Here is a 24,464-nt window from a genome sequence, read left to right as displayed (position 1 = left end):
TATGGTGAATGCTTACGGCAGCGCTTGTGATTCCGCTAGAGAAAGCACAATAAAAAAGGGCCATGGCAATAAGTCATGGCCCTTTATTTTTCAGCGTTACGCGACGGCCAGATCCGTAACGGCGGTATCAGCAACGCCGTTAACGGAGACTTCTGGTGCGTAATGCAGGCTATCCAGCAGGCTCTGGTGGTTCTGGTCAGTCAGATAGATAACGGAGTCGTTTCTATCCAGCGTGCCGTTATTATTGTTATCAATAATAACGTATGAGTTGCTGTGAGTTCCATCAAAGGCCACGGAGGCGATGCCTACTTTTGAGGTCAGTGCATTGCTACTCCCGAGTCCCAAGATCCCACCGAGCAGGCCAGCTGCAGAGTTAACTACGCCGCCCAGAAGCGTCCCTAGAATGCCATCCAGAACATCGGCTGAACGCGTACCGTAGTCGGCAACAGCGCTGCCAGAGGCATCGTTGGAGATTTTCAGACCCGACAGTCCGTCAACAATGGTATCTTTTGCGCTGTCAAAGTCGTTGATAGTAACCCCGGCAGACGAAGTACTGGATTTCAACTCATAATTGTTTGCGCCAGCACCGCCGGTGACGCTGGTGTTAGCGGCGATATCGAAATTATCAGCTGCACCGGTACCGGTAATTTTCAATTGGTAACCGTTCAAACCCAGCGCGGTCAGAACCGGAGCCAACAGGCCGGTAGTCACTGCACCTAACGGCAGAGCGTTCAGCAGCTGTACGATCAGGCCGTCACCGGTACCACCATGGCTGGTATCCAGGTTCAAGCCGCCAGTATTGCTTGAGGCGTCAATGGTTCGTACGTTGCTAAAGCCGCTGCCCAGGTTTAAATCAAGTGCGTGATCGCCACTGATGTTGAGCGTTCTTACCTGAGAGTTGCTACCGGTCAGAGCCAGAATGTTATCAAAGTCGCCAGTACCGCCGGAGGCAATATTGACCGTAGCGAGCGCGGTACCCATCAGCGCGCTGCTGCTGCTGCTCAGGGCCAGGGAACCCGCATTGACGTCGCTGGTGCTTTCTGCGTTGAAGTTAATATTGAAGTGGTCGGTCGCATTCTGGCGGAAAGCAATCGACAGGTCGCTTGCTGCCGTGGCGTTACCCGTGATTTCCAACTGCGCGGCATTGCCGCCGGCTGCATTGATCACTTTGACCGCATCGGCTAATCCTGACAGCACGAAACCTTGCGAGCCGATATTAGAGGTTGCAGCCTGGTTAGTGGTAGTGACGGTAGTGCTGGATTCCGTCGACGCGTTACCGGTCAGTACGCCAAAGTCGAAAGTGTGGTTCGCTGCGGTTGAAGTGCCGCCGCTTACCGTGGCCTTGCCGATGTAACCCGCCAGGTCAATTTTTTCAAAATTGCTGAACTGAGAAGCATTCGAGGTGATTGTCGCAGTACGCAACAGTGAACCGGTAATGGCGACGTTTTTGGTAATAAAGTTAGCAGAGATGGTATCAACACCTTCACCGCCGTTGGCGCTGATGCCGCTGCCGACGCTGTTGGCCGCGCCGCTGGCGGCGTTACCGCTCCACAGCAGTGAGTCATTGCCCGCGCCCAGGTTAAATTTACCGGTGCCGCTGGCAATGTTTGCTGATGAGGTCACGTTGACAGTGTCACTACCAGAGCCGGCGTTCAGGATAACGTTGCCGTTGTTAACGGTGATATCGACACCTTGATTGACGCCATTATCCGACAGGCTGACGGTGGCTGCACTGGTACCGTTGATGGTCAAGTTTTGCAGATTATCGGCAAACTTCAGGTTGACCGCATTGGCTGAATTAGCATTTAGCACTGCTGACTGTAGTACTGCCGTTTCCGCATTGCTCAGCGTGTGGCTGGTGCCGGTATTTACGGTGCCGGTAGCGTTGCCTCCGCCGGCAGTAGCACTCAGCGTTGCAGAGGTGTTATACAGCAGGCTGGCACCAATGTCGGCTTCAAAGGCGTGCTGTTGTGAAACGGTGGCATTGTCAGTAGCGGTGGAGTTACGCAGATCTTGGATAATCGCACTGGTAATCGCCTCTTTGGAGCTTAATGAGGCATAGGTCGCCAGCTGTGCAGCAGTGGCTGCGACACCGTGTACCGCAGAGAAGACGTGTTGAATGAACTCATCGCCAGTGAGCTGCGCACCTTTTTTCTGGAATTCGCCGGATTTTAACAGCGAAGCATTCAAAGAAGAGAAACTTTTCCCTGCTGCCAGTTCTTTACTCCAGTGGTTCAGTGCTTCGGCGTCGATGCCGCGTCCAGGCACTGCCAGATAAACTGATGCAGCCTGCTCCTGGAAGTTCAGCGCTGGCAGGGTGCCCTGCTGGTAAACTTTGGTCGCTGCATTGAAGCTGGTTTGTGCTGAGGTATCGCCCGCTGCAACATTGCTGCGAATACTGGTGATGACATCAACCAGCACATCACCACGACTTGAAGCGTTGCTGAGCGAGTTGACATACTGATCCAACTCGCTGCTGGTTGCGGCTCTGTTGTAGGTATTTTGGAAAATAAAGTTCACAAAGTCGCTGTTGGAAAGACCTTTCAGTGCAGCCGTTGCGTTAACGAAGGCGTTTGCAACTTCATTGAAGCTTTTGCTGCCGTTCGCCAGTACCTCACCCCAGTAGTTAATCCCTTCTTGAACCTGTGTTCTACCTAATGAGTGATAGAGCGCCTGCACATCGGCAGAACCTTCGGTAGCTGCGCTTTTGGTCGCAGGGTACAGGCTGCCGTTAATGGTGGTTTCAAAAGCGCTTTGCTGGGCCAGGGTAGTAGCATCAGTTCCCGCGTAATGTAACAGACCGTCAACGATTTTAGCTATGACGGATGATGTTGTTGTGGTGCCCGTTATCAGTTCAGACAGTTGAGAGGCCGTCGGAGCTGCACCGTGTACGCTGGTATAAACCTGGGTAATGATTTGTTCGAGTGACTTACTGGCAAAACGAGCGCTTGCTTCTGGTGAGGCCAAAAGTGATTCAGTGAGTTCATCTAGGGTTTTGCTTCCACCTTCTAATTGTTGTCCAAAATAGTCATAAGCATCTGACGTTGCATCCTTACCCATAACGGAATAGTAGATTGCTGCTGCAGTTTGCTGTGCTGCTAAAGAAGCCATAATTTACCTCTTAGATATAACTGTTAAACGGTCCGCCGTGACAATACCCCTACTCGCAGAATTAAGATCCCTGCGGAGAAATTGGCATGTGATTGCGAACGGGCGCACGACAGCGGCGACACGGCACGTTGCCGGTCATCCACTACCGTTTAATAAATAAAGAAGTAGACCTGAGAAATGTCAAGAAAGGGCACTTTATAAAATTGGGTTATGTTTAATTCTTTGTATTCCAGAAAATATCAAGTTAATTTTTTACTTAATGAGTTGGTTTTCCCTGCCACTTCTTCGAACAGAAAGGGGGGCAGTGCGCCTGATTCAACGCATTGTTATGTAAGGTTATTTTTATTTTGTTTTTTTTGCCTCAAGCTCTTGATGAAAATCATGTAACTTGTCTATAGTTAAGGGAAATGGCTGCGCTCATTAAGGTGGTTCACATTGATCGTCATTTATTAGGATTATCCTTAGGTCTTGATTGGGATTATCCTCAGGTCATGATTAGGATTTTACTTAGGTTGGCGTGAATGGTTTTGGCTGACGGTGCAGATGAAGTTTAAGGAAAAAAAGTGAATCAGTTTATACCGCGCAACGAGATTGCGGATGTTATTCGAACGCGTAGTAAGATTTTCTGGACTGTTGGTATATTTACAGCATTTATTAATTTGCTAATGTTAGTTCCTTCCGTCTATATGTTGCAGGTCTACGATAGGGCACTGCCTTCCCGTAATGAAATTACGCTGTTGATGTTGACACTCATCATGCTGGCGATGTTTGGTGTGATGGCTCTGTTGGAATATGTCCGCAGCATGGTGGTGATTCGCATCGGCAGCCAGTTGGATATGCGTCTGAACACGCGTATCTATACTGCGGCATATGAGGCTAATTTGAAAAATGGTTCATCAGACGCCGGTCAAATGTTGGGCGATCTGACGACCGTACGTCAATTTTTGACGGGTAATGCGCTGTTTGCCTTCTTTGATGCTCCTTGGTTCCCCATCTATCTTTTGGTTATTTTCTTGTTTAACCCTTGGTTGGGGCTGTTTGCCCTGCTTGGATCGCTCTTGTTGGTCGCTTTGGCAATCATCAACGAAATAGCATCGAGAAAACCGTTGAGTGAGGCCAGTAAGCTTTCAATCATGTCTTCGAACTTGGCCAGCACCAATCTGCGCAATGCGGAAGTGATCGAAGCCTTGGGCATGCTGCCTAACTTAAAAAGCCGCTGGTTTGGCCTGCATCAGCGCTTTCTCAATTCTCAGCGCGTTGCCAGTGAGCGTGCAGCCACGGTGACGTCGATCACTAAATTTGTGCGTCTTTCCCTGCAGTCGCTGGTTCTGGGGCTTGGGGGATGGTTGGCGATCGACGGTCACATTACTCCGGGTATGATGATTGCCGGTTCAATTCTTATGGGGCGTACGCTGGCGCCGATTGAGCAGGTGATTAACGTTTGGAAAAGCTGGAGTGCAGCCAAACTCTCCTATGGGCGGCTGGTGAAACTCCTGGACCAGCATCCTCAGCGTGGTACTGGTATGTCGTTACCTCCGCCGGAGGGTATATTGGCGGTTGAGGGTATTAGTGCTGCGCCTCCGGGCTCGCAAGAAAAACAGGTATTGCACAACGTGAGTTTTGCACTGCTGCCGGGCGATGTCCTGGGAATCATTGGCCCCAGTGCGTCCGGTAAATCAACGTTGGCTCGTTTGTTGGTAGGCATATGGCCGGTCAGCGAAGGTATTGTGCGTTTAGACAACGCTGATATTTATCAATGGAACAAGGATGAACTTGGTCCTCATATCGGCTACTTACCGCAGGATATTGAGCTATTTGCCGGTACCATCGCTGAAAACATTGCTCGCTTCAACGAAGTGGATGCTGAAAAGGTGATTGAAGCAGCCAAGTTGGCCGGTGTGCATGAGTTAATTCTGCGCTTCCCTAAGGGTTATGACTCGGTGATCGGTAACGGTGGCGCCGGCTTGTCTGGAGGACAGAAGCAGCGTATTGGCTTGGCCAGAGCGCTGTATGGCGATCCGTCGCTGGTGGTGTTGGATGAGCCAAACTCTAACCTGGATGATGCCGGGGAAAAAGCGCTTAATCAGGCCATTCTTATTCTCAAACAGCGTAACAAAACCGTGATTTTGATTACCCACCGAACCAATTTGTTGTCAATGACCAGCAAGCTGTTGTTGTTGACTAACGGCGTGGTTAACGCATTTGGCCCAACTCAGCAGGTATTGCAGGCGTTGGCCAATGCACAAAAGAACCAGGCTGGCCAGCAGGTGAACCGTGCGGCAAATCCACCGACGGATGAAGGCAACTTCCCAAAAACACAAACAAATTAATCGTGAACTTGCCTGGCGGAGTAGGTAGCCGCCTGCATGGAAAGGAGTAGGTATGTCGACGCAGATTAGCGAGCCTAAAGACTCGTTTTCTCAACTGATTCCATTGGATGAACGTCGCTTTACGCGCATGGGTTGGTTGGTCATTGGTATCGGGCTGTTTGGTTTTTTCATCTGGGCTGCATTTGCGCCATTGGATAAAGGGGTTGCCTCGCCGGGATCGGTGATCGTGTCCGGCAACCGTAAAACGGTTCAGGCACCGGCCAGCGGTATCATCAAAAATATTATGGTTAAAGAGGGCGATAGAGTTAAAGCCGGTGAGGTCCTGGTGCAATTAAGTCAGGTACAGGCGCAGGCGCAGGTGGATTCCCTCCGCGATCAATACTATACCACGCTGGCAACCGAGGGGCGGTTATTGGCGGAGCGTGATGGACTGGATAAAATTACCTTTTCTCCGGTGCTGCTGCAGGTGCAGAGTCAGCCGCGGGTTGCAGAAATTATCGCTTTGCAAAATCAGCTGTTTACTTCTCGTCGCATGGGGCTTGGTAGTGAAATCGACGGATATAAGCAGTCGATGGAAGGCATGCGCTATCAGTTGAAGGGGTTGCAGGATTCTAACGCGAACCGAAACATTCAACGCGGTAGTTTGCGTGAACAAATGAATAGCATGAAACAGCTGGCTGCAGATGGTTACCTGCCACGTAACCGTTATCTGGAAGTGCAACGCCAATTTGCCGAGGTTAACGGCAATATTGATGAAACCGCCGGGCGGATTGGCCAACTGCAAAAGCAACTGCAGGAAGCGAAACAAAAGATTGAACAGCGTGTGGCTGATTATCAACGCGAAGTGCGCACTCAACTGGCGCAAACGCAAATGGATGCCAGCGACTTCCGTAATCGGCTGGAGATGGCTAACTTTGACCTCGGCAATACGGCGATCGTCTCACCGGTTGATGGTACGGTTGTCGGACTTAATATCTTTACCTTGGGCGGCGTAGTCGGAGCAGGCGATCACCTGATGGATGTGGTGCCTAGTCAGGCGACACTGGTGGTGGATGCCAATCTGAAGGTTGAGATGATCGATAAGGTTTATAAGGGATTGCCGGTTGATCTCATGTTTACCGCCTTTAATCAGAATAAAACGCCGAAAATACCGGGGACGGTAACCCTGGTTTCCGCTGACCGACTGGTGGATAAGGCCAATGGCGAACCTTATTACAAAATGCAGGTAACGGTTTCTCCTGAAGGTATGAAAATGCTGAATACGGAAGAAATAAAACCAGGCATGCCGGTTGAAGTTTTCGTCAAAACCGGGTCGCGTTCGCTGTTGAGCTACTTGTTTAAACCGATTCTGGACCGCGCTCATACTTCATTGACTGAGGAATAATTTTGATTCGATTTTCACGGAGGGTAACCGGTTTGGCGGCCGGTTCCCTGCTGCTGGCGTTCGCTACGCCAGCTTATTCACTGGGGGTTTGGGACGTTTATGCCTTGGCGCTGGAAAAGGACCCGACTTATCTGGCAGCGCTGAAAGAGAAGCAGGCGGGAGAGGAAAATGAAAATATCGGCCGGGCGGGACTGTTGCCGAAAGTTGCTCTGAATTATCAGAATTCACCGCGCAACTGGCAGACGCAAAAGTATCAGTCGCAGAACATTTTTGGGCAGGTCTCGGATGTGACGAAGCGTCAGCAGTATCGTAGTTATTCGGGCTCGGTAACGTTGACCCAACCGTTGTTCGATTATGAAGCCTACGCACGCTATAAATCCGGTATTGCCCAGACGTTAATGGCAGATGAACGCTACCGTAGCAAGCTGTTTGACCTGGCCGTCAGGGTGATAAGCGCCTATGTTGAAGTCGCCTACGCCAAGGATCAGATCGCGTTGGCCGTTGCCCAGAAGACTGCATATAAGGAGCAGTTGGCGCTCAACGATCGTTTGTTGACTGCGGGTGAGGGAACGGTAACCGATCTGTCCGAAACCCAGGCGCGTTATAGCCTGGCGGTGGCGCAGGAAATTGAAGCGCGGGATGCTCTGGACGCGGCGCAGCGACAGTTGGAAGTCATGATTGGCGTGCCGCTGGACCAGTTGGATGAACTGCAAAGTATTAAACCCGGACCGTTTAAGGTTGCACCGTTAATTCCGTCAAAATTTGAAGCGTGGAAGGCGCTGGCGATAAAGAATAATCCTGAGTTGGCAGCTTCACGTCACGGCGTGGACGCCGCCCGCTATGATGTGGAACGCAACCGGGCCGGCTTTATGCCGCAGGTTCAGCTGTATGCCTCACATTCGGAGAACGATTCCAGCAGCGATAACACCGTTAACCAGAAATACCGAACTGACAGTATCGGTATCCAGGTCAGCATGCCTATTTACTCCGGCGGTGGAGTGGCGGCGTCAACCCGTCAGGCGGCGGCGCGCTATGGACAGGCAATGTATGAGATGGATGCACAGGTTGGCTCTACGCTTATCGAGCTGCGCAAGCAGTTCAACTTGTGTGTCAGCAGCCGCGCCAAACTAGAAGCGTATGAACTGGCAGTGAAGTCAGCGACCACACAGGTAGAGGCTACACGGAAAAGTGTGTTGGCCGGGCAGCGTGTCAATGTTGACGTGTTGAATGCTGAACAGCAACTGTATTCGGCCCAACGCGATTTGGCTTCGGCCAAGTATACCTACCTCAAGGCCTGGGTCACGCTGCAGAGCGAGTCCGGGATGTTTGACGAACGTGATATTAAGCGTATAGCGCAGTATTTTTCTTCCGCTGGCCGTTGAATGTACTGCTGCGACGAGAAACCTCTGGTACCTTCCCTTGCATACTGAGTATTAATCCGAAAGAGCAGCCTAACGCTGCTCTTTTGAGGCTTAATACGTTATGTTAGAAAAACGGTAAAACGTATTGCTGAGCTCGAATTTTCGCCTGTTTCTGCTGCGTTTATCGAGACGAAGAGAGAATTGCCTGAGCCGAATAATCAGGTGACTTGCAGAATGCGCGTGGGTTGTTATAAGAGCTCATCGCAATTTGATTATACAAATGGATAATTCAGTAAGAAAGGTAACTTAATGCCTAAGCTAATTCCTGTGATTATGGCGGGTGGAACAGGTTCTCGCCTCTGGCCTATGTCACGCGAATCATTTCCCAAGCAGTTTTTGTCCTTGGATAACAGTGGGTTTAGCCTGTTACAGCAAACGTTGCAGCGTTTGTCTGGCTTGGATGGCGTAGATGTTGCCGCTCCTTTAGTGATTTGTAATGAAGAACATCGTTTTTTGGTTGCCGAACAGCTGCGTGAGTTGGACCTGCTGGCAACGAATATTATTCTTGAGCCGGTAGGCCGTAATACCGCTCCAGCGGTGGCGCTTGCTGCGCATTTGGCGGTCGAAGAGGATGCCGATAATATTTTATTGGTGTTGGCTGCCGATCATCTGATCAAAAAAGTAGATAATTTCCACCAGGCAATCAATGAAGCGCTGCAGTTTGCGGTGAATGAGCAACTGGTGACGTTCGGCATTATTCCTCAGCACCCTGAGACCGGCTATGGCTACATCAAGCGTGGTTCGGCGCTGTCTGATAGCTGCTTTAACGTCGAAAGTTTCGTAGAAAAACCTTGTCTGGAAAAGGCCGTTGAATACCTAGCGTCCGGTGATTATAGCTGGAATAGCGGTATGTTCATGTTTAAAGCCGGCACGTTTTTACAAGAGCTTGAGCGTCTGAGCGGGGATATTTTCACCGCCACACAGCAGTCGATGGTGGCGAGTCAGCGCGATATGAATTTTATACGCGTGGACCGAGAGAGCTTCGACAGATGCCCCAGTGATTCCATCGACTATGCCGTTATGGAAAAGACACAGGCTGCGGTGGTGATCCCGATTGATGCGGGTTGGAGCGACGTTGGCTCCTGGTCTTCACTGTGGGAAGTCTCTGAAAAAGACGGGCAGGGCAACGTGAACATGGGAGAGGTTATTGCGATAAACTCCAGCAATAACTATATCTCTTCCGAGGGGGCGTTGGTTGCGACCATTGGTCTGGACAATGTGGTGGTGATCAATACCAATGATGCTTTGCTGATTTCACACAAAGAACATGTGCAAGACGTCAAGAAAGTGGTTGATGAGCTGAAAAAACGCAATCTACACCACTATCGGCAACACTCTTCCTCCTATCGTCCGTGGGGGAGTATCTCCGATATTGACTGTGGTCCGCGCTATCAGGTGAAAAAACTCATCGTTCACCCCGGACACGGACTGTCGGTTCAAAGACACGTACATCGTGCCGAACACTGGGTCGTTGTTAGCGGTACGGCGAAGGTCGACGTTGATGATAGCACTTTCTACCTGTCGGAAAATCAGTCAACCTTTATCCCGGCTGGTAGTGTGCATACGCTGGAAAATACAGGAAAAATCGACCTGGAGATGATAGAGGTTCGTTCTGGCTCCTATCTTGAAGAGGATGATATTGAACGTTTACATGACAGGTATGGACGGGCTTGAGTAATGGGAAAACTGACGTGTTTTAAAGCGTATGACGTGCGCGGTAAACTGGGCGAAGAGCTGAATGAGGATATCGCTTACCGTATTGGCCGTGCTTTCGGTGAATATCTGAAGCCTAAGAATATCGTATTAGGTAGTGACGTACGGTTAACCAGTGAAAGCTTGAAACTGGCTTTGGCCAAAGGTTTGCAGGATGCGGGTACGGACGTTATCGATATTGGTTTGACCGGGACGGAAGAGGTTTACTTCGCTACGTCGTACCTTAAGAGCGATGGTGGTGTGGAAGTAACGGCTAGCCATAATCCTATCGACTATAACGGTATGAAGTTGGTTCGTGAAGGGTCGCGGCCGATTAGCGGCGACACCGGATTACGGGCTATTCAGGAACTGGCCGAGAACAATCAGTTTTCTGCCCCGGTAGCCAATCGTGGTGGCTACGTACGTGAAAATATTCTTGATGCTTATGTTCAGCACATTCTTTCCTACGTTAACCTGGATAACTTCAAACCGTTGAAGTTGGTGATTAACTCTGGCAATGGTGCTGCGGGGCATGTGATTGACGCGATTGAAGCTCGGTTGCAGGCGCAGGGCATCCCGCTGGAATTTATCAAGCTGCATCATCAACCTGATGGTACCTTCCCGCATGGGATCCCTAACCCTTTGTTACCGGAGTGTCGTGCCGACACCGCGAATGCGGTACGCCAACATCAGGCTGATATGGGGATTGCATTCGACGGTGACTTTGACCGTTGCTTCCTGTTTGATGAGAATGGCGATTTTATTGAAGGCTATTATATCGTTGGTTTGTTGGCGGAAGCCTTTCTGCAGAAACAGCCACAGGCAAAAATCATCCATGACCCACGTCTAAGCTGGAATACCGTCGATGTAGTAACCGCAGCCGGCGGCCAGCCGGTGATGTCCAAGACCGGGCATGCGTTTATTAAAGAGCGCATGCGTGCCGAAGATGCGATTTATGGTGGTGAAATGAGCGCTCACCATTACTTCCGTGATTTTGCCTACTGTGACAGCGGCATGATCCCTTGGTTGTTGGTAGCCGAACTGGTTAGCGTAAAAGATAAGACGCTCGGTGAACTCGTGCAAAGCCGTATCGCTGCATACCCATCATCCGGTGAGATCAACATCAAGTTGGCTCAGCCGGCCGAGTCGATCGAGAAGGTCAGGCAGCATTACCTGGCCCAGGGTGCAGAAGCGGATTATACCGATGGCATCAGTATGGCATTCCCCGAATGGCGCTTTAATTTACGCTCTTCCAATACGGAGCCGGTGGTTCGTCTCAATGTCGAGTCCCGAGGCATGCCGGCCTTGATGAAGGAAAAAACCAGCGAAATATTAAACCTGTTGCAGTGCTAATAAGCGTCACATGCAGTCAGCGGCGCGTTGTCGTCGCTGATTTTTTATATTACTCCTTGTTGAGCCGGTTTTTATTCGCTTTCTGCCCTGTTTAAAGCGGACGCAGGATGCGATGTTTTCTCTTCCTGCATCAAGTCGTTTTTGGCGTTAACGGCATAGTTCGTTGCGTTCTGAATGAGGGCGGTAGTCTTAATCTGAAAAGCCCGCAGCTATACCACATTTGGCTTGTATGACACCATCAATAGTATAAAAATCTGCGACAGATATCGTTAAAAACTTGCGTTGCTGGGTTCTCCACCGTGGTGGTGTCCCGGTTATAAGAGAGCAGATAAGTAGAGTCTGGTGCGTAAGCACTTTGTCATAGCTGTAGAGCAGTGCGCATTGGTAGCCGAAAAGCCAAGGGCGGTAGCGTGTGCGGACGCCTCTGAGGCTTGTATGACACGTTTTACCAATGATGGGGGTACTATTGCCCATTGCTTTACAAGTCAGTCACTATACCCGCGGAGAAGATTATGCCACTATCAGGCCATATGCCGGACGGAAACGGGAAACGTTTTTATCGCATAATATGCTGTTATATCGTTAGAATAGCCCGTGTTTAGGCTATGATAATGGCGGTAAACATGCAGGCCGCACACACAAGCATGCCTAATGGGGCGACTGTGAGCTCATATTACCCTCTCTGGGGCGAGCGATAGCAGAAAAGTAGGTGGACAAGTTACCGCACCCTGATCGGTATAGAAAGGTAACCTGCCACGTTGGATGACGATATGGCATAAGGGAATAGTGGCCAGTAACGTTGCCGCTTTGCAAATACATTGACTTTGAAAGTGATGATAACTTAATGAAAACAAAACAGTTGAAACTGGTATCTTTACTGATATCCCTCAGCATCCTCAGCGGTTGTACGGTGTTTCCAGGTACTCATCTTTCAACATCAGGAAAAGATGTAGTAAAGCAGGAGGATGCCGACTTCGATCTTGATAAGCTGGTTAATATCTATCCTATGACGCCGAAGTTATTGGATAAGATGCGTCCACAGAAGGTCGTCGCGCAATCCAATCGTGAGTTGGATGCAGCGTTACAGAAATATGAATATCGTATCGGCGTTGGCGATGTACTGAATATCACTATTTGGGATCATCCTGAGTTAACCATTCCTGCGGGGCAATATCGTAGCGCTAGCGATACCGGTAACTGGGTTCATGCCGACGGCAATATTTTTTATCCTTATATCGGCCAGGTGAAGGTGGTTGGTAAAACGGTGACTCAGGTACGTAATGAGATCTCTCGTCGTTTGGTGAAGTATATCGAGAGTCCGCAGGTTGACGTGAGCATTGCGGCATTCCGTTCGCAGAAAGCCTATATCACCGGCGAGGTTGCCAAATCTGGGCAACAGCCGATCACCAACGTGCCATTAACCGTAATGGATGCGATTAATGCCGCTGGGGGCCTGACAGAGAATGCGGACTGGCGTAACATCGTCTTGACGCATAATGGTAAAGAGCAGAGTCTGTCACTGCAGAAACTGATGCAAAATGGCGATCTAACGCAGAACCGTCTGCTATATCCTGGAGATATTCTCTATATCCCACGTAACGACGATCTTAAAGTCTTCGTGATGGGAGAAGTGAAAGCGCCATCGACACTTAAGATGGATCGCAGCGGCATGACGTTAACTGAAGCGTTAGGCAGTAGCCAAGGTATTTCACAAACTGCAGCCGATGCCACTGGCGTATTCGTGATTCGGCCGTTACACGGCAGTCAGGGCAGCAAGCTTGCGGATATCTACCAACTTAATATGTCTGATGCCACGGCACTGGTGATGGGCGCCGAGTTCCAGCTTAAGCCGTATGATGTCGTTTATGTTACGGCTGCACCGGTTGCTCGTTGGAACCGTTTGATTATGCAACTTGCTCCGACTATTGATAGTTTCAATAATCTTACCGAAGGTTCTCTGCGTATCCGTAATTGGCCGTAGTAGAGTCACGCATATTATCAATATAATAATGGGTGTTAAAACTGAACAGGGGATAATCTCCCCTGTTCAGCTATCATTGCCTTTGGCTATTGTTCGTCCCATTCCCTCCTCTTTCCCTTGCGGATATTGATATCAATGATATTAGTCGACAACGTTGTCTTCTGATATTTTTGAGGTGTAACCTTGCAGGTAATATAAGAAATATGAATATATTAATTATTAATACATTATATACCCCCTTCAAAGTAGGTGGGGCGGAGGTGTCCGTCCAACTGCTTGCGGAAGAACTGGCTGCCTCAGGGAATAAGGTTCGCGTTGTTTGCCTGCATGATAAATCTCAACGAGAGAAAAAAGTCATTAACGATGTAGAGGTCGTTTACTTACCTTTGAAGAATGTGTATTGGCCTTTTGATGATAGTAAAAAAGGAAAGGTAAAAAAAATACTATGGCATTTATTTGATAGCTATAATCTTCTGATGGCTGCAGCGGTTGAACATGAGTTGGATGATTTTAAACCTGATGTGGTGCATACCAATAATGTGAGTGGTTTTTCTGTTGCCGTCTGGGATGTTGTCAAGCGCAAAAAAATAAGGCTGGTTCACACTACCCGTGATTATTACTTGTTTCACCACAACTGTACGCTATTTAAAAATGGCGAGAATATGGATGTGTCCTCAAGGAAAATCAGAATACTCTCGGCAATAAAGCGTTGGCGCAGTAAGAATATCGACGCCTTCGTTGGCATTAGCGACTATATTTCTGAGTTGCATAAAAATAATGGTTATGCCAAAAATGCCAAATATACACATATATACAACCCGATCAATAGCCATGTTATTGATAGTGCACCCGCGGAGCAGGTTAGGGTCGGTTTTATTGGGCGTTTGACCGCAGACAAAGGATTTGCCGACTTTTGCCATATGGCGAAAAAGACGCAGCAGCATCGTGATATTACCTATTTTGCCGCCGGGCGACTGCCTGGCAACGATGAAGGTAAAGCCATGCAGCGGTTGGCTGAAGAGGCAGGAGTTACTCTGGTAGGCTTTGTTCCGGCCGATGATTTTTTAGCCAGTATCGATATGTTACTGCTGCCGACTCGATGGAACGAACCATTTGGCCGGGTGGTCGCGGAAGGTGCCTCGGCGGGTAAACACGTGTTTGCTTCCTTTACCGGCGGTATCAAAGAAATTGCAGATTTTTATAGCAATGTCTATGAACTCAATGAATTTACTCCAGAACGTGTTCGGGCGTTAAAAAACCAGCCTCCTGGTTTGCCAGAGAGTAATCCATTTGATGTGATGACGCTTGCGAGTTCTTACCAGAATATTTATCAAAAGTAGCATCAGACAATGTTTGAACCATACCTGTAATTGAGAGATATCTATTGGTTTTTCATTTCCTAAGCGGAGGTTCCTATGACGACCTGTATTGATGGACGTAAGAAACGCGCTTTACTCTCACCTGTAAAAAAAGTGCTATTAGCTGCAGGGTTAGTGCTGTCAAGCTCATATCTGTATGCCCAGGACTTTGAAGTCGGTGTTAATGTTCACTTGAGAAAGTATCCTAAGCCGACCGATAATTACCTGTCTCTTATTGAGAAAGCGGGTTTCACTTCGTATCGCGATGGATTTTTATGGGGGATGGTGGAGCCTAAACCTGGAAAATTTAGCGTTACTGGCGATGCTAAAAAAGAAGATAAGGCTTATCAAACAGGGAAATCAGAATATAACCTAAATGGTCTGCTGGTGCTGGGTAATGGCAATGGCCGTGCCGGTTATACTGCTGACGGTGGATATCCGCGTACTCCTGAAGCTATAGATGCCTTTGCCAAGTATGCCTATTGGACGGCCAGCCGCTATAAGGGGAAAGTAAAGTACTACGAAGTATGGAACGAATGGACGGTGAGAACGGGAATCAGGAATAATGAATCTGTCCCTTCTCCGGAAATTTATGCGCAGCTGGTTAAGAAAACGTCTGAAGCAGTAAAACGCGCAGATCCTAATGCTATCGTTATGGCTGGTTCGCTTAACCCGCTGACAAAAAAGGGGCTCCAGTGGTTTGATAGCTTAATGAAACTGGGGATTTTGGATAGTCTTGATGGCATCTCGTTACACCCTTACTCGTATAAAGATAACGACCTGGCCCTGCGCAATCCGGAAGATAACCTCGCTGCAATTGATAGGTTTGAGCAAAGGGTTAAGAAATTCAGCAATAAATCTGTACCTATGTATATAACGGAAATCGGCGTACCGACCTATAGCGGTGTTGGGGGCATGACGAACGATCAGGCTGCACAGTACGCAATAAAATACACCATGTTAGCCAAGTCGCGACCCTATATCCGCGGAGTCTGGTGGTATGATCTGATTGATGATGGTGATAATCCAAAAGTTAATGAACATCGTTTTGGCTTCTATAACCGTCAAGAACAGCCTAAAGCTGCAGCTATTGCTTTTGGGAAGATAGCTGAGGTGGTTAAAGCATACAAGATCAATAATTATAATGTGTCAGCGGATAACATCATCAGCATTTCTATGAAAGAAGCGAATAATAAAAACGCAATGATTTATTGGAAGAAAACACCGGTAGCTCAAGCGGAAGAACCGGAGAGTACGGTGAAATCGTTGATGAATAAGGTGATTGGCGACAACCCTAAAAAAGAGCCTATTCAGCCAATTGAAGTCATGAATTCAGATGACTATGTGTTGAAAGGCGGTGTGCCCGTACTGGTATTTTCTGAAAAGGCGTTAAACAAAGATGATATCAAAGAAAAACGCTAATGCAGAGCGATTGTTCTGATTGTGTTTTTCATTAGACTCACATCGAGTGGTTAATACTAATCACTCGATTATTTATCTAGGCAGGGTTATGAATAATTTATTTTTATCGCAGGCGATAGATTGAGTATGGGGATTTTTTCGAGGATTTCAAAAAACAACTCTATTTTAAATATGTTGTGGCTTTCAGGCGATAGTATATTGAGGATGGGGTTGGGCTTTGTTTTAAATGTTTGGCTGGCCAGGTATATGGGGCCGGAAAAATTTGGTATATTCAACTATGCCATGGCGATGATCGCTATTTATGTCTCTGTCGCTTCTCTAGGAATGAACGGTGTTGTAGTAAGAGAGCTTGTCCGTGATCCGCAATCGTCGGATAAAATAATGGGGACATCTTTTCTCTTGCAGGTATGTGGAAGTCTGCTTGCATCTTTATTAGTTGTACTCAGCACCATGATGCTTCGGCCCGGAGAGTGGGATATTCTGTTAATAACACTCGTGATGGTTCCATCAATTCTATTTAGATCTAGTGATATTATTAAATATTGGTTTGAATCGATCATCTCTGCTAAATATACGGTAATTGCGCAAAACGTGGCGTTTTTAACCAGCGCAGGCGTTAAGATGTTGATCATGCTGATGGGCGGTTCCTATGTGGCAATTGCAGCGACGGTGAGTCTGGAAGCGCTGATTGTTGCGGTTTTGCTGGTTTATCTTTACCGGAGTCGTACCAAGGATTACTCCTGGTCCGTCGATCGCCATGAGATTGGACGACTATTATCACAAAGTTGGCCGTTGATTATCTCTGGATTGGCATTGATGCTCTACATGCGTGTTGACCAAATCATGATAGGTAACATGATTAATAATACTGCTGTGGGGATTTACTCTGTTGCGGTTAAAATGACTGAGGTGTGGTATTTCTTCCCTGTTGCAATCGTATCCTCACTCTTCCCTAAAATAATTAAAGAGAAGGAAATCAGCGAAGAGAATTATAATAAAAAAATGCAATTCCTCTATGACCTCATGGTTACTGCCGGTGTAGGTCTGGCAATCGTTGTTACTCTATTGTCTGATTATATTATTGGCTGGTTCTATGGTGCGCAGTATACTGAAGCATCGCGGCTGATTAAAATTTATGCTTGGGTGAGTGTATTCTATTTCCTTAGCTCAGCGAGCGGTCGCTGGTACATTAATGAAGGGCTGCAAAAGTACGCGCTTAATAGAAATGTATTAGGGCTTGCAATGGGGATATTACTTAACTATTTACTTATTCCTGTTTATGGCGCCGAAGGGTCCGCCTATGCGACATTAATTGCTTACGGATGTGCTGCTTATGCTTTTGATTTACTGAGCGCTAAGACAAGGATTGCTTTCTGGCAAAAAACTCGTGCATTGTGGATACCAGGTGCAATTTTAAGAATGAAAAATACTTTATCAAGGTAATTATAAATGGATAATCGTCTTTCTGATAAACGCCAAGTCGTGTTGTATGGTGCATTTGACCGATATAATTACGGTGATAATTTAATGCCAATCTTATTGGAAATGTATTTAACACAAAAACATCCAGATAAGACCAAAGACATTGAGTTTGTTTTCTCATCAATCAAGGATTCAGATCTCACGCGTTATGCGTGCAAGAAAACCGTAGCGATGAGGAACTTGTTGAATATCAAGAATGATTCAACGGTGATCGTGGTCGGTGGTGAAGTCTTGGGGGCAGATATTGGCGTCTTGTTTACACACGTTCAAGAATCACCTATTGCGGTAAAGGCACTCCGTTTCATTCGGAGAGTATCACCTGGGATTTTGAAGGCTATTGCAAAAACAAGATATGATGCGGTGTGGGAATATCCATATATTCCTAATAAAGACAGTTTTAAAAATAAGGTCAAGGTTGTCTATAATACGGTCGGCGCTGTGCCTAACAGCTCGCAGGCGAAGGTTATTAATCAGGCTGATTATATCTCTGCGAGAGACCAAAGAACATATAATGCAGTAGAGAAAATCTGTAAAACGCATTTGGTACCTGATTCTGTTTTGATGATGTCAGCGCTTGTTGACGAGGATTTTTTTGAACAGCAGGTTCGTCCTGAGTTGGTGAAAAAACTGAAGGACAAGAAATTTATTACGGTCCAAGCGTGTCCATATAAGGTAAAATTCACTGCTCAAGAGTTGGCCAGTGAATTACAAAAGGTTAAGGAGCAACATGGACTTGAGAGCGTTTTGTTACCTATCGGTTATGCCAGCGGGCATGATGACATAGAGTTTCTTGAGAAAGTTAAAGCTTGCTCTGCTTCAGAAATGCTGTTGTTGGATGAGCTAAATGTCTGGGAAATCATGTATGTGATAGCAAAATCTAACGGTTTTTACGGCACCAGTTTGCACGGCGTAATTACCGCAATGTCCTTTGGTATTCCGCACTTTTGCATTAATGATGACATTGAAAAGCTGGTTTCATTCTTGCAAACATGGAGCGTGTCCCCTTACAACAATCCTCTTCAGGTACAGCAAATATCCTCATCGGTTGCGTTGACCACGGCTGTGGAAAAGTCGAATCTGGATAAAGCGGTAGAAAAAGCTCAACAGCTTATTTTCAGCAGCGTTGATGAGATTGCTGATATCCTCTAATTAATCCTGGGTCAGTTTATAACGTCATTAGTACGTCAATGTATGGCGTACCGAATTATTTTATTACTCAAGGAGAGGGGATGAGTAAATACAATGCGATTGTGGTGGTTGTTTATAATAAAACCATTGCTGAATCAACGACTATTAATACTCTCTCAAACTATTTCCTCAAAGATTCAGTGTTGGTTATTCATAACAACGGCCCCAAAGATATAGATTTCGGAAGTGATTACGAAAGGTTAAAGGAAAAGTTTCTTGACGTTAAGATAGTAAATGATATTTCCAACAGCCCATTAAGTATATTGTATAATAATTTTATTACAGAATACTCTGATGCGGATAAGTATGTCATTCTTGACGATGATTCAACCATTACTGATTCATTTATCCAGGCATTACGCGATAGTGATTATGATCTAGAGTTACCGAAAATTGTGTCGCGGACCGATAATAAAAATTATTATCCTATCTCAGCGGGCAAGGTTGTTACCTCTGAGGGTTTTTTGCCCACTCAAGGGACATTTTCAATTGGTTCTGGTTTAATCATCAGTCGGAGAACAGTAGATATATTTGACAGCCATAAAATCACCCCTTTCGATGAAAGTTTTGCACTTTATGGGGTTGATGTCAGTATATTTAGACGTATTTATAAGCTGAATACGCAAGGTGAAACCTTTAAATTAAGAACTCAGAGTCATCTTTTGCACTCGCTGTCACGTACCGAGGGAAGTGAATCAGCCTTTAGAATAAAGGAAAGGTTGATTGATGTGGCCGTCAGCACCCGGAGATACCCTACTTTTAGAATGCATGTCCATTTGTTAAAGAAATTAACATTAACCGTGTTGAACCGTAATTTTTCAGGCGCTGCTGCTCTAGTAGGGGCCTATTTTTATGGCAAGCATCCTCGGTGTCGGTAGTGCTAGATAAGTCTTGCGTAATTTTATGCGCGATCGGCTTCATCTAGGTTTCTAAACGTAGAGCTAGGTTACATTTTCCTAGCCATTCAGAGGGATAATATTGGGATGAATCCGGTTATATTTCCTTTGTCTGGTTGATATTTTTGCATGTGACAAACGTCCGGCACATGTCGTCAGTGTGTTGGCAAGAGTACTCTAAGCAAGATGTCGTATCAGCGCCATAACATATCTAAGGGGTGAGCATGGCGATTTTAGTCACTGGTGGGGCTGGCTACATTGGTTCCCACACCGTTCTTGCATTGTTGGAGAGGGGTGAGGACGTAGTCGTGTTAGACAATTTGTCTAATTCTTCTGAAGAATCATTACGTCGCGTTGCTCGTTTGGCCAATAAATCGGCCATTTTTTACCGCGGGGATATCCAGAATCCCGGTGACCTGAGGCAAATTTTTGACAACCACGCGATTGATGCCGTTATACATTTCGCAGGGCTTAAAGCCGTTGGTGAGTCTACCCGTTTACCTGTTGAATATTATAAGAATAATGTGTCTGGCAGTTTGGTCCTGCTTGAGGAGATGCGCAACGCCGGCGTACATAAGCTGATTTTTAGTTCTTCGGCGACGGTGTACGGTGAACATTCGCCGATTCCCTATGTAGAGACGACACCGATCGGTGGGACCACGAGCCCCTATGGCACATCAAAGCTGATGGTTGAACAGATTTTGCAGGATTTTGCCAAGGCTGAACCGAGTTTTTCCATTATTGCCCTGCGGTATTTCAACCCGGTTGGTGCTCATGAGTCTGGAGAGATCGGGGAAGATCCTCATGGAATCCCCAATAATCTGCTGCCATATATTTCACAGGTGGCGATCGGCAAATTGAACCAATTGGGTATTTTCGGTGGCGATTATCCGACCAAAGATGGTACCGGAGTCCGTGATTATATTCACGTTGTTGACTTGGCGGAAGGCCACCTGATGGCGATGGATCATCTTGGTGATATCCAAGGGTTCAAGGCTTATAATCTGGGGTCTGGTGTAGGTTATTCCGTCTTGGAAATGGTACAGGCTTTCGAGCGAGCTGCCGGTGTCACGGTGCCTTTCCAAATATTGCCGCGCCGTGCTGGTGATTTACCTGCGTTTTGGGCCGATGCTTCTCTCGCGAAGAAGGAGCTGGGCTGGGAGCCTCGCCGAGGCGTCGATGAAATGATGAGCGATACTTGGAAATGGCAACATAAAAACCCAAATGGTTATCGTTAACCGATATGGGGAGTTGAAGCCATGATACACATGGTGAGCCGTCGCCATTTCGCGTAACATATTCGCATCATAAAATGGCGGTAGGATTGCTGCTTAGACTTTCTTACGGCTGGATCGTATCGGGCTGAAGAATGTAGCTGCGCGGTCTGTTTAGACCGAATAGTTTTTTAGAGGGGTTTATGAAAATAATAGTTACTGGTGGTGCAGGTTTTATTGGCTCAGCCGTTGCTCGGCATATCGTTAATGACACCCAAGATCATGTTTTGGTGCTGGATAGCCTGACTTATGCTGGCAATCTTGACTCATTGAAAGAGATCGAGACCAGCGAGCGCTTTACTTTTGAGCATGTAAATATTTGCAATAGCAGTGAACTGGACCGTGTCTTCAAGGCATTTCAACCGGATGCGGTGATGCATCTGGCCGCTGAAAGCCATGTGGATCGTTCCATTGATGGTCCTGCAGCATTTATAGAAACGAATATCGTAGGTACCTATACCTTACTCGAAGCCACTCGGCGCTACTGGTCTGCCCTTTCCGTGGAGAAAAAGCAGGCGTTTCGTTTCCACCATATCTCTACCGATGAAGTATATGGCGATCTGCACGGTACGGACGATCTTTTCACTGAAACAACGCCTTATGCACCAAGTAGCCCTTACTCTGCTTCCAAAGCGTCTAGCGATCATCTGGTTCGGGCGTGGCTGCGGACGTACGGATTGCCGACTATCGTGACTAACTGTTCAAATAACTACGGCCCTTATCATTTTCCTGAAAAACTGATTCCGTTGACCATCCTTAATGCACTTGAGGGTAAGCCTCTGCCGGTATACGGTAATGGTGCCCAGGTTCGTGACTGGCTCTACGTTGAAGACCATGCTCGTGCTTTGTATAAGGTGGTTACTGAAGGGGTTGTCGGTGAAACCTACAACATTGGCGGACATAACGAGCGTAAAAACATTGAGGTTGTGCAAACCATCTGCCGCCTGTTGGACGAATTGGCACCGACTAAGCCAAACAACATACAAAACTATGCCGACTTGATCACGTTTGTTACCGATCGCCCAGGCCATGATATGCGCTACGCGATTGATGCTTCTAAGATCGATGCTGAACTCGGTTGGAAACCTCAGGAAACTTTCGAAAGCGGTATCCGCAAAACGGTTGAATGGTATTTAGCCAATGAAGCATGGTGGAGCCGAGTAAAAGATGGTTCATATGCCGGTGAGCGACTGGGTCTAACCCGTTAATTAAATTTAGGAGTTAATAATGAAAGGCATTGTTTTAGCGGGCGGATCAGGCACACGTTTATATCCGATTACACGTGGCGTCTCCAAACAGCTGTTGCCTGTTTATGATAAGCCTATGGTTTATTATCCGTTGTCGGTATTAATGCTGGCAGGTATTCGCGATATCCTCATTATTTCTACGCCAGAAGATATGCCTTCATTCCAACGTTTATTAGGTGACGGTAGTAACTTCGGTATTTCATTGAGCTATGCCATTCAGCCTAGCCCTGATGGTTTGGCGCAGGCATTCTTGATTGGCGAAGATTTTATTAACGGCGATAGCTGTGCAATGGTGCTGGGCGATAATATCTTCTTTGGTCAGAGTTTTGCGAAAAAAATTGAAGGTGTGGCCAACCGTAACGATGGCGCGACGGTGTTCGGTTATCAGGTTATGGATCCTGAACGTTTTGGGGTGGTGGAGTTCGATGATAACTTCCGTGCGCTGTCGCTCGAAGAAAAACCGGAACAGCCTAAATCTAATTGGGCTGTTACCGGTCTCTACTTCTATGATCAGGATGTGGTGGAGATGGCCAAGCAGGTGAAACCTTCAGCGCGAGGCGAATTGGAAATCACGACGCTTAACCAAATGTATCTGGATCAGGGCAAGCTGAATGTTGAGCTGCTTGGCCGTGGCTTTGCCTGGTTGGATACGGGGACGCATGAGAGCCTGGTAGAGGCTTCCCAATTTGTTCATACGATTGAAAAGCGTCAAGGCTTCAAAATCGCCTGTCTGGAGGAAATCGCGTTTCGTAATGGTTGGTTGACGCGTGAAGAGGTAGCGGTACAGGCGAAGCTGTTGAGCAAAACCCTCTATGGGCAGTATCTGTCCCATTTGATTGGGGAGAAATGATATGCAAGTCATCGATACAAAAATTGACGGCGTCAAAATCATTCAACCTAAAGTTTTCGGGGATGCTCGCGGCTTTTTCCTCGAAACTTTTGAAAAAAAACGCTATCAGGAAATGTTGAATATCGACTTGGATTTTGTCCAGGACAATCATTCCCGCTCAACAAAATCTGTACTGCGTGGTTTGCATTTCCAGACCAAGAACCCACAGGGAAAGCTGGTGCGCGTGGTGCGTGGTGAAGTGTTTGACGTTGCGGTAGATATCCGTCCTGATTCGCCTACTTATGGCGCTTGGGAAGGTGTGATCCTATCAGAAGAAAATAAAACCCAGTTTTGGGTTCCGCCGGGTTTGGCTCACGGTTTTGTTGTTCTCTCCGAAGTAGCCGATTTTGAATATAAATGTACGGATTATTATAATCCTTCCCATGAAGGATGTCTGTTGTGGAATGATCCGGCGGTTGGGATTGAATGGCCCGTTGACTCTCCGTTGCTGTCTGAAAAAGATAAGCTGGGGAAACTGTTATCGGAGCTAAATCAATGAGAGTTTTATTGACGGGATCACGGGGACAGCTGGGGAGCTGTTTTCAAGACCGTTTACCGGCAGGATGGGAAATTCTCGCGACTGACAGTGAGCAGTTGGATATTACCGTCCTGGAACAGGTGAAGGCGGTGGTCAGCCAGTTTAAGCCCGATGTCATTGTTAATGCTGCCGCCTATACGGCGGTCGATAAAGCTGAATCGGAGCATGAGCGGGCCAGCGCAATTAATCAGGATGGGCCCCGGAATTTGGCTCTGGCAGCGAAAGAGTTTGGCTGCCGCCTGGTTCATGTGTCGACTGACTATGTTTTTGATGGTGAAGCTGATAAGCCTTACTGTGAACAGGACGACACCAACCCTTTGGGCGTGTATGGGAAAAGCAAACTCGAAGGTGAAAAAGCGGTGCTGGCGGTTCAGCCTGAAGCAATAATTGTGCGTACTGCCTGGGTGTTTAGCGAGTACGGTGGTAACTTTGTTAAGACTATGCTGAGACTGGCGCAAGAACGCACTACCTTAGGTATTGTCTCCGATCAGCGCGGGTGTCCGACCTATGCGGGGGATATAGCACAAGCGATTATCGTGTTGTTGCAAAATCGTGCGGCCGGAGGGATTTATCACTTCTGTGGTGATAAGGAAGTGAGCTGGAGTGAGTTTGCACAATCTATCTTTAGTATTGCGGTCGAGTCTGGCGTTTTAGCGCAGGCGCCTCAGGTAAACGGCATTGGCACTGAACAATATCCAACGCCGGCGAAAAGGCCAAAGTATTCCAGCTTGAGTTGTCAAAAAATCAGCGAGAATAGCGTTGAGCCATCTAATTGGCAGTTGGCTCTGAGTAAGATAATTCCAAGTTTTCGCTAAGCTTGACGTAGAGAAAAAAGCATGCCGCTAATAACGGCATGCTTTTTTTTGGCCATAAAAATGTGTTTGTTGGTTCACCGTTG

General features: G+C 47.3%; 17 protein-coding genes. 16 read left to right on the top strand and 1 reads right to left on the bottom strand.

Annotated features, from left to right (window positions below; genetic code table 11):
* Positions 1 to 96 precede the first annotated feature (96 nt).
* Positions 97 to 3,111, bottom strand: a complete 3,015-nt coding sequence (locus HF675_RS16020; RefSeq protein ID WP_187043404.1) for a DUF4214 domain-containing protein — start codon at positions 3,109 to 3,111, stop codon at positions 97 to 99.
* Between the two features lie 563 nt (positions 3,112 to 3,674).
* Between HF675_RS16020 and HF675_RS16015 the strand changes: the two genes are divergently transcribed.
* The 16 genes from HF675_RS16015 to rfbD all read left to right on the top strand — a co-directional run bounded on the left by HF675_RS16015 (position 3,675) and on the right by rfbD (position 24,381).
* Complete coding sequence (locus HF675_RS16015; protein WP_187043403.1) at positions 3,675 to 5,441, top strand: type I secretion system permease/ATPase; 1,767 nt, start codon at positions 3,675 to 3,677, stop codon at positions 5,439 to 5,441.
* Between the two features lie 52 nt (positions 5,442 to 5,493).
* The gene (locus HF675_RS16010) at positions 5,494 to 6,825 is read left to right on the top strand and encodes an HlyD family type I secretion periplasmic adaptor subunit (protein ID WP_187043402.1); all 1,332 of its coding nucleotides are present in this window, start codon (positions 5,494 to 5,496) and stop codon (positions 6,823 to 6,825) included.
* Between the two features lie 2 nt (positions 6,826 to 6,827).
* Positions 6,828 to 8,207, top strand: a complete 1,380-nt coding sequence (locus tag HF675_RS16005) for a TolC family outer membrane protein (protein WP_187043401.1) — start codon at positions 6,828 to 6,830, stop codon at positions 8,205 to 8,207.
* A gap of 288 nt (positions 8,208 to 8,495) precedes the next feature.
* Positions 8,496 to 9,920, top strand: coding sequence for a mannose-1-phosphate guanylyltransferase/mannose-6-phosphate isomerase (locus HF675_RS16000; RefSeq protein ID WP_187043400.1), 1,425 nt, complete (start codon positions 8,496 to 8,498; stop codon positions 9,918 to 9,920).
* A gap of 3 nt (positions 9,921 to 9,923) precedes the next feature.
* Complete coding sequence (gene cpsG / locus HF675_RS15995; RefSeq protein ID WP_187043399.1) at positions 9,924 to 11,291, top strand: phosphomannomutase CpsG; 1,368 nt, start codon at positions 9,924 to 9,926, stop codon at positions 11,289 to 11,291.
* An 844-nt stretch (positions 11,292 to 12,135) separates the two neighbouring features.
* Positions 12,136 to 13,272 carry a polysaccharide export protein gene (locus HF675_RS15990; protein WP_187043398.1) on the top strand — a complete coding sequence of 379 codons (1,137 nt, stop codon included), beginning with the start codon at positions 12,136 to 12,138 and terminating at the stop codon, positions 13,270 to 13,272.
* Positions 13,273 to 13,475: 203 nt separating this feature from the next.
* A complete protein-coding gene (locus HF675_RS15985; protein ID WP_187043397.1) occupies positions 13,476 to 14,612 on the top strand; it encodes a glycosyltransferase family 4 protein in 1,137 nt (378 codons plus the stop codon).
* Between the two features lie 75 nt (positions 14,613 to 14,687).
* Positions 14,688 to 16,052, top strand: coding sequence for a glycoside hydrolase family 5 protein (locus tag HF675_RS15980; protein ID WP_232251640.1), 1,365 nt, complete (start codon positions 14,688 to 14,690; stop codon positions 16,050 to 16,052).
* A 126-nt stretch (positions 16,053 to 16,178) separates the two neighbouring features.
* Positions 16,179 to 17,495: a flippase gene (locus HF675_RS15975; RefSeq protein WP_187043396.1), complete on the top strand. Its 1,317-nt coding sequence runs from the start codon at positions 16,179 to 16,181 to the stop codon at positions 17,493 to 17,495.
* Between the two features lie 6 nt (positions 17,496 to 17,501).
* Positions 17,502 to 18,683 (top strand): polysaccharide pyruvyl transferase family protein, encoded by a 1,182-nt coding sequence (locus HF675_RS15970; RefSeq protein ID WP_187043395.1) that lies wholly within the window; start codon positions 17,502 to 17,504, stop codon positions 18,681 to 18,683.
* Between the two features lie 80 nt (positions 18,684 to 18,763).
* Positions 18,764 to 19,600: a glycosyltransferase family 2 protein gene (locus HF675_RS15965; protein WP_232251641.1), complete on the top strand. Its 837-nt coding sequence runs from the start codon at positions 18,764 to 18,766 to the stop codon at positions 19,598 to 19,600.
* Positions 19,601 to 19,842: 242 nt separating this feature from the next.
* Positions 19,843 to 20,856, top strand: a complete 1,014-nt coding sequence (gene galE, locus HF675_RS15960) for a UDP-glucose 4-epimerase GalE (protein ID WP_187043393.1) — start codon at positions 19,843 to 19,845, stop codon at positions 20,854 to 20,856.
* 179 nt (positions 20,857 to 21,035) lie between these two features.
* Positions 21,036 to 22,100 carry a dTDP-glucose 4,6-dehydratase gene (gene rffG / locus HF675_RS15955; RefSeq protein ID WP_187043392.1) on the top strand — a complete coding sequence of 355 codons (1,065 nt, stop codon included), beginning with the start codon at positions 21,036 to 21,038 and terminating at the stop codon, positions 22,098 to 22,100.
* A 19-nt stretch (positions 22,101 to 22,119) separates the two neighbouring features.
* Positions 22,120 to 22,989, top strand: a complete 870-nt coding sequence (gene rfbA / locus HF675_RS15950) for a glucose-1-phosphate thymidylyltransferase RfbA (RefSeq protein WP_187043391.1) — start codon at positions 22,120 to 22,122, stop codon at positions 22,987 to 22,989.
* Position 22,990: 1 nt separating this feature from the next.
* Positions 22,991 to 23,527 carry a dTDP-4-dehydrorhamnose 3,5-epimerase gene (gene rfbC, locus HF675_RS15945; protein WP_187043390.1) on the top strand — a complete coding sequence of 179 codons (537 nt, stop codon included), beginning with the start codon at positions 22,991 to 22,993 and terminating at the stop codon, positions 23,525 to 23,527.
* Complete coding sequence (gene rfbD, locus HF675_RS15940) at positions 23,524 to 24,381, top strand: dTDP-4-dehydrorhamnose reductase (RefSeq protein WP_187043389.1); 858 nt, start codon at positions 23,524 to 23,526, stop codon at positions 24,379 to 24,381. Before rfbC ends, rfbD begins: the two co-directional genes overlap by 4 nt.
* The last annotated feature ends 83 nt before the right edge of the window (positions 24,382 to 24,464 follow it).

Source organism: Serratia sp. JUb9 (genome assembly GCF_014298095.1).
Lineage (GTDB): Bacteria > Pseudomonadota > Gammaproteobacteria > Enterobacterales > Enterobacteriaceae > Serratia_B > Serratia_B rhizosphaerae.
The sequence above is the reverse complement of the archived record's forward strand: the minus strand, read 5'-3'. Positions and strand labels throughout refer to the sequence as shown.